Source organism: Serratia sp. P2ACOL2 (assembly GCF_003691565.1).
Taxonomy (GTDB): domain Bacteria; phylum Pseudomonadota; class Gammaproteobacteria; order Enterobacterales; family Enterobacteriaceae; genus Serratia; species Serratia liquefaciens.
Genome location: NZ_CP033162.1, coordinates 4,665,922 through 4,678,960 on the forward strand (window position 1 = coordinate 4,665,922; position 13,039 = coordinate 4,678,960).

The 13,039-nt window shown below is 57.5% G+C and carries 12 protein-coding genes; 3 read left to right on the forward strand and 9 right to left on the reverse strand.

Features of this window, described 5'->3' with window-relative positions; genetic code table 11:
- Window positions 1-4 precede the first annotated feature (4 nt).
- The 4 genes from yqiA to nudF are packed head-to-tail and all read right to left on the reverse strand — an operon-like array spanning window position 5 to window position 2,501.
- The gene (yqiA, locus tag EBA31_RS22440) at window positions 5-589 is read right to left on the reverse strand and encodes an esterase YqiA (RefSeq protein WP_020828686.1); all 585 of its coding nucleotides are present in this window, start codon (window positions 587-589) and stop codon (window positions 5-7) included.
- Window positions 589-1,416, reverse strand: coding sequence for a 3',5'-cyclic-AMP phosphodiesterase (cpdA, locus tag EBA31_RS22445; RefSeq protein ID WP_020828687.1), 828 nt, complete (start codon window positions 1,414-1,416; stop codon window positions 589-591). The genes yqiA and cpdA overlap by 1 nt, the downstream gene beginning before the upstream one ends.
- Window positions 1,417-1,443: 27 nt before the next feature.
- On the reverse strand, window positions 1,444-1,869 hold the full coding sequence (locus tag EBA31_RS22450; RefSeq protein WP_020828688.1) for a DUF1249 family protein: 426 nt from the start codon (window positions 1,867-1,869) through the stop codon (window positions 1,444-1,446).
- Window positions 1,869-2,501 carry an ADP-ribose diphosphatase gene (gene nudF, locus EBA31_RS22455; RefSeq protein ID WP_020828689.1) on the reverse strand — a complete coding sequence of 211 codons (633 nt, stop codon included), beginning with the start codon at window positions 2,499-2,501 and terminating at the stop codon, window positions 1,869-1,871. The genes EBA31_RS22450 and nudF overlap by 1 nt, the downstream gene beginning before the upstream one ends.
- Before the next feature lie 286 nt (window positions 2,502-2,787).
- Here nudF and tolC point away from each other — a divergent pair, with 286 nt between their 5' ends.
- Complete coding sequence (tolC, locus tag EBA31_RS22460; protein WP_122080257.1) at window positions 2,788-4,302, forward strand: outer membrane channel protein TolC; 1,515 nt, start codon at window positions 2,788-2,790, stop codon at window positions 4,300-4,302.
- Window positions 4,303-4,449: 147 nt separating this feature from the next.
- On the opposite strand, the gene EBA31_RS22465 is transcribed toward tolC, so the two are convergent.
- Complete coding sequence (locus EBA31_RS22465) at window positions 4,450-5,511, reverse strand: mannonate dehydratase (RefSeq protein ID WP_122080258.1); 1,062 nt, start codon at window positions 5,509-5,511, stop codon at window positions 4,450-4,452.
- A gap of 234 nt (window positions 5,512-5,745) precedes the next feature.
- Here EBA31_RS22465 and dhaR point away from each other — a divergent pair, with 234 nt between their 5' ends.
- Window positions 5,746-7,692 (forward strand): dihydroxyacetone kinase operon transcriptional regulator DhaR, encoded by a 1,947-nt coding sequence (gene dhaR / locus EBA31_RS22470; RefSeq protein WP_122080259.1) that lies wholly within the window; start codon window positions 5,746-5,748, stop codon window positions 7,690-7,692.
- A gap of 8 nt (window positions 7,693-7,700) precedes the next feature.
- Here dhaR and dhaM read toward each other — a convergent pair whose 3' ends face one another.
- The 4 genes from dhaM to EBA31_RS22490 are packed head-to-tail and all read right to left on the reverse strand — an operon-like array spanning window position 7,701 to window position 12,017.
- A complete protein-coding gene (gene dhaM, locus EBA31_RS22475; RefSeq protein WP_122080260.1) occupies window positions 7,701-9,134 on the reverse strand; it encodes a dihydroxyacetone kinase phosphoryl donor subunit DhaM in 1,434 nt (477 codons plus the stop codon).
- A gap of 11 nt (window positions 9,135-9,145) precedes the next feature.
- Window positions 9,146-9,778 (reverse strand): dihydroxyacetone kinase subunit DhaL, encoded by a 633-nt coding sequence (dhaL, locus tag EBA31_RS22480; protein ID WP_020828694.1) that lies wholly within the window; start codon window positions 9,776-9,778, stop codon window positions 9,146-9,148.
- A 9-nt stretch (window positions 9,779-9,787) separates the two neighbouring features.
- A complete protein-coding gene (gene dhaK, locus EBA31_RS22485) occupies window positions 9,788-10,858 on the reverse strand; it encodes a dihydroxyacetone kinase subunit DhaK (RefSeq protein ID WP_122080679.1) in 1,071 nt (356 codons plus the stop codon).
- Between the two features lie 52 nt (window positions 10,859-10,910).
- Window positions 10,911-12,017 carry a glycerol dehydrogenase gene (locus EBA31_RS22490; RefSeq protein ID WP_046372598.1) on the reverse strand — a complete coding sequence of 369 codons (1,107 nt, stop codon included), beginning with the start codon at window positions 12,015-12,017 and terminating at the stop codon, window positions 10,911-10,913.
- 352 nt (window positions 12,018-12,369) lie between these two features.
- Here EBA31_RS22490 and EBA31_RS22495 point away from each other — a divergent pair, with 352 nt between their 5' ends.
- Window positions 12,370-13,038 carry a DUF1190 family protein gene (locus tag EBA31_RS22495; RefSeq protein ID WP_020828697.1) on the forward strand — a complete coding sequence of 223 codons (669 nt, stop codon included), beginning with the start codon at window positions 12,370-12,372 and terminating at the stop codon, window positions 13,036-13,038.
- The last annotated feature ends 1 nt before the right edge of the window (window position 13,039 follow it).

Genomic DNA, 13,039 nt, shown 5'->3' on the forward strand with positions numbered 1-13,039 from the left:
CTGCTCAGACAGCGTTGAGCCCTAAAAAATCCACAATCTGGGGGAAGTAGTGCTCGAAACCGACGAAAGCGTGGTTTCCACCCGATTCCACCGTCTGACGGCACGCAGTGTAATAGGCCACCGCTTGCCCATAATCGAGAATTTCATCGCCCGTTTGTTGCAGCAACCAGATTAAATCCGGTGACTCCAAGGGATCGATCTGCATCGTTTTCAGATCGTAAACGTGTCGTGACTCTAACACATATTGCTGGCCGGTGTAGGGGTTCTCGTTTTCGCCAAGGTAGTCAATCAGCAGCTCAAACGGCTTCACGGCAGGGTTAACCACTACCGCTGGCAGTGAAAAACACTGCGAAAGCCAGGTCGCGTAGTAGCCACCCAGCGAGGAACCAACCAGGCCCATCGTCTGCCCGGCACGCTCCATCACCAGATTCTCGATCATTTCGGCGGCTTCAGCTGGAAAGACTGGCAGCTGTGGCACCAACATTTCGATATGCGGATGATGCTCGGCCAGCCACGCCTTGAAGGACGTCGCTTTGGCCGAGTACGGCGAACTGTTAAAACCGTGCAGATAGAGCAGCGTAGAAGGCATCAGTACCCATCCGAATCCATGTCGGGGCGGAAGTCGTCGTTTTCCAATCGGAAAACCTGCGTCTCGATACGGCCGTCCGGCAGCAAGTCAAGATAGCGCCAGCCGGGCGAAACATCGTCGATGGTAAAATTGGTGCAGTGCGGTTTGAACTGCACGCAGGTAGAGGGAGACGCCAGCAGACGACGCCCCTGCCACTCCAGATCCAGCTCCTGGTGAATATGCCCGCACAGCAGCGTGTTCACTTTCGGGTAGCGCAGCAGCACAGCACCCAGCATGTGTGGGTTGCGCAGGCTGTGCTGATCGAGCCAGGTGCAGCCGGAAGGCAGCGGATGATGGTGCAGCAGCATCAGGGTATAGCGCTCGGGATAGGCCTGCAGGCAGCGCTCCATCCACTCAAGCTGGTACTCGCTCAGTTCGCCGTGCGGCACGCCGAAAACCTGACTGTCCAGCAGCAACACCTGCCAGTGGTCGCCCACCAGCACCTGCTTTGACGGGGCGATACCGGCGGCGGCCAATGCGTCGACCATCGCCGGCTGAAAGTCATGGTTACCCGGCAACCAGACGCAAGGCGCCGGCAGACGGGCAATACCTTCGGCAAAATGCCGGTAGGCAGCCAATGAATGATCCTGGGCCAAATCACCGGTGGCGACGACCAAATCAAAATCACGCTGCTGCGCCAAAATGGCGTCCAACACCGCGTGATAGCTGCGATAGGTATTGATGCCGAGCAAAGTCTCATTTTCGCCGGCAAAAAGGTGGGTATCTGTTATTTGCAGAATCCTGACCCTGGCCCCACTTGCCACGGTCGGTTTAAACAGGCTTTCCAAATGGTGTCCTTTGTTATCTCAGTCTGTCTAACAAACCGGAACCGCCATCGCTCCATGCGCCAAACAGTAGCGCAACCAATCAGCAAGAAACTGGTTAATTTGATGCTTTTCGTCGCGTTGATGCAACTTTTTGTTGGGATAATCATAACGCGCTTTAAAGCGATAGATCTGCTGACTTGAACACACTTCCGCAACCATCGCGTCATGATACAGGCGCACCGTCATGGCAGGCAGGCTCCAGTAGCTGACCGCCGGGACGGTCTGCTCAATCTGCACCAGCGAGGTATAGCGTGTGGATTCAACAATAGTCAGACGATAACTGGCGCCACTCACCTGATAAGTCACCGTTTCGCCCACTTCATCGTTGCGCGGCAACAAGCGGCGCAATTGCGCGAAGTTGGTTTCGCACAATCTCATCATTTCGGGGAAATCAGGGGTATAGCGCTGTTTCATTAGTTGGCCCACTCTTTTCTCAACGATTCATGGTGCAACGCCAGCCACTGCAATGCAATCACTGATGCCGCGTTATCAATCGCGCCCTCTTCAACCCAGCGGTAAGCCTGTTCGCGGCTGACCACATGGACACGGATATCTTCATGCTCTTCTTCCAGTCCATGGATACCTTCCGCCGTGGTGGCGTCCACCTCGCCGACCATGATCGACAAGCGCTCGCTGGTGCCGCCTGGGCTCGCCAGATAACTCAGCACCGGCTTGCAGCGCCCGACCGTCACGCCGGCTTCTTCCTGCGCTTCGCGGCGGCACACGTCTTCAACGCTTTCGCCGGTTTCGATCATACCCGCCACCATTTCCAGTAGCCAGGGCGAGCTACTGGTATCGACCGCAGCGATGCGCAGTTGTTCAATCAGCACCACTTCGTCACGCACCGGGTCATAAGGCAGCAGCACCGCCGCGTGCCCACGCTCGAAAATTTCGCGCTTAATCTCCGGGCTCATATCGCCGTTGAATAAACGGTGACGAAAGCGATATAAATTGAGTGAAAAAAAACCACGGTAAAGTGTCTCACGTGCAATAATTTCTACATCATTTTTATCGAGAGTAACGGGCGATGGCTGCGAGTGGCTCATAAGCGAATTCTCCTGCGTGAGTATGCCGATAAAATAAACAGTTTTGATGACAGAAACGGCGGGATAATCTTCCGCGGCTTTATGATAGATTGTGAGCCATGATATCAGGTGTGACGTACGCAGCCAGTTGAACTAAGGTAAACAGGCGGCCTGAAAGGTAAAAGTTACGCAAGATGGCACATTCCGCCACCTTATGCGTACAACAGACTCTGTTAGAATCGGCAACTATTTCGTCTATCGTCAGCGCTAACTACATAGCAATATTGCTGCACAACAAGGAATGCAAATGAAGAAACTGCTCCCCCTTCTTATCGGACTGAGCCTGGGCGGCTTCAGTGCAATGAGCCAGGCAGAGAACCTGCTGCAGGTCTACAAACAGGCCAGGGAAAGTAACCCGGATCTGCGCAAAACCGCCGCTGACCGTGACGCCGCATTCGAAAAAATCAACGAAGCGCGCAGCCCCTTACTGCCACAGCTGGGGTTAACCGCAGGTTACGATTACACCAACGGTTATCGTGACAGCAATGGCGTAAACAGTAACGTCACCAGCGGCTCATTGGCGTTGACCCAGACCATCTTCGACATGTCGAAATGGCGCGCGCTGACGCTGCAGGAAAAAACCGCCGGCATCTCCGACGTGACCTTCCAGACTTCGTCGCAACAGCTGATCCTCGATACCGCCACCGCCTATTTCAACGTGCTGAGCGCCATCGATTCACTGTCCTATACCCAAGCGCAGAAACAGGCGGTATATCGCACCCTGGATCAAACCACTCAGCGCTTTAACGTTGGTCTGGTAGCAATCACCGACGTGCAGAACGCCCGTTCCAACTACGATACGGTGCTGGCGGCGGAAGTCACTGCCCGTAACACGCTGGATAACGCGTTGGAAAAACTGCGCCAGGTCACCGGCACCTTCTACCCGGAACTGGCTTCGCTGAATACCGACCGTTTCAGCACCCAGCGTCCGGAAGCAGTGAATAATCTGCTGAAAGAGGCCGAAAGCCGCAACCTGAGCCTGTTATCCGCTCGCCTGAGCCAGGATCTGGCCCGCGAGCAGATCCGCTCCGCACAAACCGGCTATATGCCAACAATAGACGTCAGCGCATCTACCGGTATCAGCAATACCAAATATAACGGTTCCGCTACTAGTAATTCATCACGTTACAGCGATTCCGATGACGGTCAGAATAAAGTTGGCATCAGCTTTAACTTGCCTCTGTACAGCGGTGGCCAGACCAACTCGCAGGTGCAACAAGCACAGTACAACTTCGTGGGCGCCAGTGAGCAACTGGAAAGTGCACACCGCAATGTGGTGCAGACTGTTCGTTCCTCATTCAATAACGTGAACGCCTCGATCAGTAGCATCAACGCTTACAAACAGGCAGTGGTGTCGGCTCAGAGTTCACTGGATGCAATGGAAGCAGGTTATCAGGTCGGTACCCGCACCATCGTCGACGTGCTGGATGCCACCACTACGCTGTATAACGCCAAGCAACAGCTCTCCAGCGCGCGTTATACCTATCTGATCAACCAGTTGAACATCAAGTTCGCACTCGGTACCTTGAACGAGAACGACCTGATGCTGTTGAACGGTGCATTGGGCAAACCAATCTCTACCTCGCAAGACGTGGTAGCGCCACCGACCACGGCGCAAGACGCTTATGCCGACGGTTATCAGGATAATGCGCCTGCACAGCAAAGCGCAGCGCTGGCACCGGTTGCCGCTACCCGGACCTCTGCGCCGGTGAGCACAACCACTCCGCCTGTACGCAACAGCGGTAATCCATTCCGCAACTGATTCGCGCACAGCATTGAAAACGGGGTATGGCATTTGCCAGCCCCGTTTTTTTTGTCTCGGCTTATAGATTTGGATCCTCAGCCCCAATAGCAGGAATTCACTTCTGGGCGTTTGGGCAGAAGAACTGGCTGAAAATCGAGAAAAGGCTCAAATAACCTGCATAAGTGCTTTCATGTATCCCATCGCATAGGCCATACCCGAGTGCCATGGCGCCTCACAGCTCATCTGCGGCGAATGATCGGGGATCAATACACCGTCAAATTTGCACTCTTTCAGCACTCGCAACACCTTCGGCATGTCTATGTCACCTTCATCGATAAAGGTTTCATGGTAGTACGGCACTTTGCCTTTCACATTGCGAAAGTGGATATAAGCAATGGCATCCTGTTGTGCGTACTGCTCCACCGCCTGGTAAACATCCCCCTCTGACATTTCGGCGATAGTGCCAAGGCAGAATTCCAGCGCATTCGCGTGGCTGGGTTGCAAATCCAGCAATTTTTGATACAAATGCGGTTGATTGACCAATCGTGGCTGACCGCGTACAAACTCGAGCGGTGGATCATCCGGATGCGCTGCCAGCCTGACGCCAGCCTCTTCTGCCACCGGGACAATCTGCGCCAGGAACCACTCAAGACGCTGCCAAAGCTGCTTTTTCGTCGTCACCTCTCTCAAGCCTGTAGCGTTTTCATCCACCACCATATTCCACGCCATGCTGGCTGGTAGCGGGCTTTCTGTTTGCTCATTGGCTCCGTTTAGCCCAACGGTTTTTGCTCCGCCACGCGCTTTATTTTCCTCTATTCGACCGGCGACCCCGGCCAGGCTGAAGTTATAGCCAAAAACGGGAATACCGGCGGCACCCACATTGCGAATAATTTTTTTAACCGTTTCTATCTGCTGAGTTTTTTTGGGGCCATCAAACAGAATGTCGTCCCAATGACAGGGATCGAAGTTTTCGATGGCAAAAAATGTCAGGCCGAATTTCTCCATCCGGGCACGAATATCGAGCAGATCTTCCGTGCTCCAGATCTCCGCCTGTGCCGTTCCCCACCCTTGAGTATCGCCCACGGGCTGATTCGAACGAGAAAAACGATCGTTTCGATGAAAGTAATCCACCATGTGCACCACGACATGCGTCGCACCGCACTGGCGAGCAAAGGCAAAGTGCTCATCATCCAGCATATGCTTGTACAGACCGAAACCCAGTTTCATCACCTTATCTCCTGAAGAAAAAAATTTTATTTATCACCGATTACGGATTCGTACCCTGCCCCTCAGGCAGAAGCTATCAACCTGTATGACAGGTTATGAGAAATAAAAATAACAGAAAAGCGGCAAATCACTGCGATGTGATCTTCATCGTCAATATGGCAACGGCAAACCGTCGAAAAGAAGAGGGGGTGATATCATCACGGCTATCGCTTTATCTCGTTTGGATGGGATCCGATGGAGAACACTTCACGCTGGCAACGCCTGATCGAAGGCGAACTGCCGCCGGCCCAGCGCCCTGCTCCGGCAATTTATGCTTCCTGGCTACGTTGTCGCAGCCTGATGCAGCCTGCTGTGTGGAAAGCCCCCCACTGCGCGCTGGGCGCGACTTTTGCGTCAATCTGCCAGCGTAAGAACGATCTGCTGACGCTCGGCCAGGCAGCGTTGGAGGACGCCTGCGAATACATGGAACAGCGCCGCTGCCTGTTGGCTATCCTCGACGAAAGCGGCTGCATGCTGTGGCTGTGCGGCGATGTCCTGACTCGCGAACGTCTGCAGCTGTTGGGGTTTACCCCCGGCGCCTACTGGGCGGAAGGTGATATCGGCACCAATGCACCGTCGCTGGCGGCGTCGGAGGGGCATCCGATACAGGTACGCGGCAGCGAGCACGTGCGTCAGGCGCTGCACGACTGGTCATTCTGCGCCACCCCGGTCTATGACAACAGCGGCCGTCAACGCGGGTCAATTGCGCTGGGCTGTCTGCTGGCCGACTGCGCCGCCGGCGATCTGTCCCTGACGCTGGCACTGGCACGCGAAATCGGCAATTCGCTGAATGCCGACGGCCTCCTCGCCGAGTCCAACCGCCACCTGAACCAGCTTTACGGCCTGCTCGACGGCGTGGATGACGGCGTTATGGCCTGGGACCACCGCGGCTACCTGCAGTACATCAACCAGCGTGCCGCCACCCTGTTGAAACTGAATGAGCAGCAAAGCCAGGGCAAACCGCTGACACAGCTGCTGACGCTGCCCGCGTTGCTCAACCGAGCTATCGCCCAGCGTCAGGCGCTGCAGCACGTTGAAGTCACTTTTGAGAGCCAGCGGCAGTTTATCGCAACGCTATTGACCCTGAAGCCGATCTTCGACGGCGAGCGCTGCAGCTTTATCGCCCTGCTGCACCCGCTGGAAAGGCTGCGCCAGTATGTCAGCAGCCAATTGGGGCGCGTCAGCCACAGCTTTGAACAGATGCCGTCCGCCTCACTGGAGATGCGTCGCTTGATCCGCTATGGCCAACAGGCGGCGAAGGGGCAGCATCCCATTTTGCTGTGTGGCGAAGAAGGCGTCGGCAAGGAACAACTCAGTCAGGCGATCCACAATGCCAGCGATCGCGCCGCCGGGCCCTATATCGCCCTCAACTGTCAGCTATTGCCGGAGGCCCAGGGGCTGCGCGAGCTGCTGGGCAGCGACGCCAACGAAGAGGAAGCGGGCCAGCTCAGCAAGTTTGAACTGGCTAACGGCGGGACGCTGTACCTGGAGCAGATTGAGTATTTGCCGATGGAAATGCAGTCGGCACTGTTACAGGTGCTGAAAACCGGCGTGGTAATGCGGCTCAACTCTAACCGGGTGATCCCCGTCGACGTGCGGGTGATCGCCAGCAGCGCCGCCGATCTGCCATTGCTGGTGCAGCAAAATCGCTTTCGCCGTCAGCTGTTTTACAGCCTGCAGGCGTTCGAGATCCAGATCCCGGCGTTACGCCAGCGCCTAAGCGATATTCCACTGTTGGTGAAGCATCATCTGCGTGCGCTGGAACAGCATTTCCAGTGCCGCTTCCGGGTAGACGACGAGGTGATGACCCAACTTGGGCTCTATCTGTGGCCCGGCAACGATCTGGAGCTGAAAGGCGTGGTGGAACGCACGGCGATGATGTGCCACGGCCACCACCTGCAACTGGCCGATCTGCCCGAGCACCTGCTCGGTCAACAGCCCTTACTGGAAAGCGATCCGCAGCCGGGTATGCCGCTGTTAACATTGGCGGAAATGGAGCGCCAGGCGATCATTCGCGCGGCCAACGTCAGCCGCGGGCAGTTGAATGAAATGGCGCAGCTGCTGGGGATTGGCCGCACTACGCTGTGGCGGAAAATCAAACAGTATCAGATTGATATCCGCCAGTTTAAGCTGCGCGCCTGAAGCGGCCGTCAGTGGCTGAGCTGCAATACCCCGCGTGCCGCATCCAGCATCGCTTTTTGGCCGTTGCGGGTTTTGCTCATGCAGTCGTGCATGCCAATCACCATCGGGATCCCCATCGCCTTAGCGAGGATCGCGCTGTGCGACAGCGCATTGCCACCGCTCAGACAGATGCCCAGCACCAGCCGGCGATCTAACATCACCACGTCAGACGGCATCAGTTCGTCCATCACCAGAATCGACGGTGTGGTCAGCGTGATTAACGGCAACGGCTGCTGCTGCAAATGGCTCAAGGTGCGGCGCAGCATGTCGCGCACATCCAGCTCACGCGCCCGCATATATTCGTCGTCCAGTGCGCGATACTCCTCGGCTATCGCTTCCATCTCCTGCTGCCAGGCCTGCTCGGCACTGCATTGCTGACGGGCAATGCGGGTATAGGCCGCCTGTTGCAGGTCCGGATCGTCCAGCAACATGCTGTGCGCGCCAAAAATCGCCGCCTGCGGCTTGCCAATCAACGAGCCGGTGCGCTCCGCCAGGCGGTTCAAATCGCTTAGCGTATGTTGCAGCGCTTCACGCAGCCGCTGCTGTTCGTTGAGTACGTCATCGGCGCCAATCTGGCGTTCGGTGATCGCCGGGCAGAAGCTGTACGCCTGCCAAACCGGGCCGCTGGTGACGCTTTCCGCCACCGGGATACCGTGCAGCGAAGGTAAACTTTGCTCAGAGACGGTTTCGCCAAAGTGCTGCTCCGCCAATGCGCTAAAGGCCGCCAGCGCCTGGTCGGCCTGCGCACCGTCGGCAATCAGCCGGATGGTGTCGCCATGACGCACCTGCAACAATGCCAGTTGGTTAAGGCTGCGAGGATTGGCGCACTGCCCCTGCTTTTCCAGCACCAGTTCGGCATCGAACGGCGCCAGCGCTTCCGCCAGTCGGGCCGCCGGGCGGGCGTGCAGCCCATGTGGGTTCTGCACCGTCCAACTGACGCTTTTCCCCTGCGTCAGCGGTAATTCAACCTTTTTGACCACGGGCGCAGTACCCTCGCCCAGTTGCGCCTGCTTGGCCTGCAGCGCGCCCTGCGCCTCGGCCAGCACCTGCTCCAGCCCCGCGCCGGCATTTGCGGCAACCACGGCGGCCAGCGTCCCTTCAACCAACGGCGCCGAACACAGCCTGACTTTGGCGGCCAGCGCAGGATCCAGCAGATCGATGGCGGTTTCGGCGCTCAACAGCGCGCTGCCCAGGTCCATCAGCACCACAATGCCCGCGCCCTCGGCCACCGACTCTATCGCCTCCATCACCTTGATCGCATCGGTGCCTATCGGATGCTCCGCATCATCGACACCCGCTGCCAGCGCCAGTTTGCAGCCGTCGCCACGCATCATCTGCAATGCCAGTTCCTCAACGCCGCGAGCCAACTGCGCACTGTGTGAAACAACAACGATATTGATCATCTCGCCTCCTGCTATTGGCCGGCGACCTCTGCCAGCGTTTTCATCATCAGCATCACCGAAGTCGCGCCCGGGTCCTGATGACCGATGCTGCGCTCACCCAGATAGCTGGCTCGCCCTTTGCGCGCCTGCATGGTGATAGTGCTTTCGACCGCCTGCTCTGCCCGCTCACTGGCGCGCTGCAGGGCTTCCGCGACGCCAAGCTGCTGCTCAACCGACTGACCAAGGCTGTCCACCACCGCCCACCAGGCATCGCACATGGTTTTATCACCCGGTTCCGCCTTGCCGCGCATCACTACGCCGTCAACGCCTTCCTGCATCAGTTGATGCAGCTCTGCCAGATCCAGACTCTGTTTGGCATTCGCCGCCTGCGCCGCACGGATGAAGAAGGTGCCAAACAGCGGACCGCTGGCGCCGCCCACGCTGGACAGCAGCGTCATGCCGGTGTTTTTCAGGATAAAACCAATGTCTTTGTCCGCCACCGAAGGCAGTTTCTCCACCACCTTGTTGAAGCCGCGGTTCATATTAAGCCCGTGGTCGGCGTCGCCGATCTCGGTATCCAGCCGGGTCAAGAAATCGCGCTGCTGAGTAAACACTTCGCCGCAACGCATCAGCCAATCGACCACTTGTTGTTTGGTTAACGCCATAATTCCTCCTCAGCAACCCCAACGCAGCGCAGGCGTTTTCACCGGCGCATCCCACAGGGACAACAACTCGTCATCCACCTTCAGCAGCGTGATTGAAACCCCTTGCATGTCCAGCGACGTGCAGTAAGAACCGATCAGGCTGCGTTCGACGATCAGGCCTGCTTCGGCACAACGCTCCGTCAGACGGTGATAGACGCCATACAGCTCGGACAAAGGTGTCGCACCCAGGTTATTCACCAATGCAATCACGCGATCGCCGCGCGTCAGCGGCTGCTTGGTTTGCGCTTCATCACGCCATTCCCCCTGCTGACGATCCCAAACGCGGAGGGTGCGCTGGTAATGGCCATGGTCTATCAGGGTATGAAACATGTCGTCCACCGCCGCATTGAGGGTGGTAAACGGACGCCGCGCAATGCCCGGCTCGCCGTGAATGCCGACGCCAAACTCCATCTCGTTTTCCGCCAGCACGAACGAGGGCTTGCCGGCGGCCGGTACGGTACAGGCCCCCAACGCAATACCGATCGAATGCCCGTGATTGTTGATGCTGTGGCCCAGCGTCACCAGGCTATCCAGATCGTCGCCGCGCGCCGCTGCCGCACCGAGCAATTTTTCCATCAGCACGGTATTGGCCACCCCGCGACGTCCGGCGGTGAACAGGCTGTCTTTGACCGCCACGTCATCGTCCACCAGCACCGTCGCCACCTGGACGCCGCTGTCATGCAGCAGCTCGGTGGCGGTTTCAAAGTTCAGCACGTCGCCGGTATAGTTTTTTATTAGCAACAACACCCCGGCACCACCGTCGATCGCCTGGCCGCACTCGTACATTTTGTCCGGCGTTGGCGAGGTGAAAATTTCGCCCGGGCAGGCACCGTCGAGCATGCCTTCGCCGACAAAACCGCAGTGCATCGGCTCATGGCCGCTGCCGCCGCCGGACAGGATCGCCACTTTGCCCGCGACCGGCGCGTCGGCGCGAGTGACGAACACCGGCTCCTGATGCACCAACAGCTCCGGGTGCGCCTCTGCCAGCCCCAGCAGTTGCTCTTCCAGTACCGATTCCACCTTATTAATCAGTTTCTTCACGGTTATTTCCTCGTTTGGCCCACGGGACGCAGCCTGCTGCGCCCCTGCGGCATCAGCTTGAGTGTCGTTGCAGCCAGGCATTGCCCAGCCGATCTGCCGTCAGAATAGCCGCCTGAACGCTGGCCGGCGTGACCTTGAACGGCATATTGTGGATAGTTTCGCCGGCAGCGCAGCTGGCTTCGGCAACCGCCATGATTTTCTCTGCCGCATCGCCGCTAACCCCCATTTGCGCCAGCGTGATCGGCAAACCGAGCTGCTGACAGAAATCCAGCACCGTTTCGATCTGCTCCATGCTGCTGTTTTGCAGCACCAGCTGCGACAGCGTGCCAAAAGCCACTTTCTCGCCGTGGTACAGATGATGGCACTCTTCGAGCACGGTAAAGCCGTTGTGGATGGCATGCGCTCCCGCCAATCCGCTGCTTTCAAAGCCGATGCCGCTCAGGTAGGTATTGGCCTCGATAATGCGTTCGACCGCCTCCGTCACCACTCCGGCCTCGACCGCCAGCTTGGCTTTGACGCCCTCCGCCAACAGCGTCTCATAACACAAGCGCGCCAGACTGAGGGCTGCCAGCGTCGATTTGCCGCCCGCCATACTGGTGGCCTGCGCATCGAAACACGCCTGCGCCTCAAAATAAGTCGACAGCGCATCGCCCATACCCGCCACCAGCAGCCGCACCGGGGCCTTGGCGATAATTGCACTGTCCATCACCACCATGTCGGGATTGCGTGGGTAAATCAGGTATTCGGCAAATTCGCCCTGTTCGGTATAAATCACTGATAACGCGCTGGTCGGCGCATCGGTAGAGGCGATGGTCGGGATCAGCACCACCGGCAGATGCTGGTAATACGCAATCGCTTTGGCGGTATCCAGCGTTTTGCCACCGCCGATGCCAATCACTCCGCGACAACCGTGAGCCTTGAGCTCCCGGCCGAGCCGGTCGATTTCCTTATGGCAGCATTCGCCGTTGAACACGCAGGCATGGTGCTTCACCCCGTGCTGCTGCAGGCTGCCCATCAGGGTATCGCCCGCCAGCTTCATCACGAAGTCGTCGGCAATCACGAAATAATGGTCAGCAAGGTTTTTGGCGTATTCGCCCACGGCGGCCAATGCGTTGGCGCCCTGAATGTACTTGCCTGGAGACTGGATGATTCTCAACATAACCGGATCCTTGTAGGGAAATTGGCGATGGTAACGTTCAGATATCAGGTGATGCTGCGTCGGTCTTGTGCCGCCGCGTTGTTATGGACTGACTATAGGGCTTGCCGCTTGCTTTGCGATCTCGGGATTTTTTGTTTCATTATGGAACATTACTTTCCCCTGTACGTTCCATAATGAAACCCTGACGCCGCTTTTTTAGTCAGTAAAGCGAGCTGGCGCACAGCCCAACGTATAACTGCGTAAAGAGTGGATTCTGTGGGCGTTTCAGCTTTAATTTTGACCATCTTTCCCCTATTCTTACGGCCACTACTGGGAAAGGGCGAAAACAGCCCGACTGATGGGATTACTAACGATGAAACGGACAAAAAACATCAACCAAGAGACGTTCCGCAAATCCTGGCGCAACTACCGTGTTGCCCCCGTGGCTTTGGCGATCAGCGCAGTCTTTATGCTGGCCGGCTGCGAGAAGAGCGATGAAACTGTCTCCATGTATCAGAATGCCGACGACTGTTCGCGCAACAACCCTTCCATGAGCGAGCAGTGCACCACCGCCTATAACAACGCCCTGAAAGAAGCCGAGAAAACGGCGCCGAAATACGCAACCCGCGAAGACTGCGTCGCCGAGTTCGGCGAAGCTCAATGTACTCAGGCACCTGCTCCGGCCCAGGCCGGCATGGCCGCAGAGTCGCAGAGCAGCGGCAGCTTCTGGATGCCGCTGATGGCCGGTTACATGATGGGCCGCATGATGGGCGGCTCCGGTTTTGCTCAGCAACCGCTGTTCACCTCGAAAAATGCAGCCAGCCCGGCAAACGGCAAGTTTGTTGACGCCAGTGGCAAGAGCTACGGCCCAGCCACAGCCGGCGGCCGCACCATGACGGTGCCGAAAACCGCGATGGCGCCAAAACCGGCAGTGACCAATACCGTCACCCGCGGTGGCTTCGGTGAATCCGTGGCCAAGCAAACCAGCATGCAGCGCAGCAGCGCAACGTCCAATTCCGGCTCACGCAGCATGGGCGGTTAAT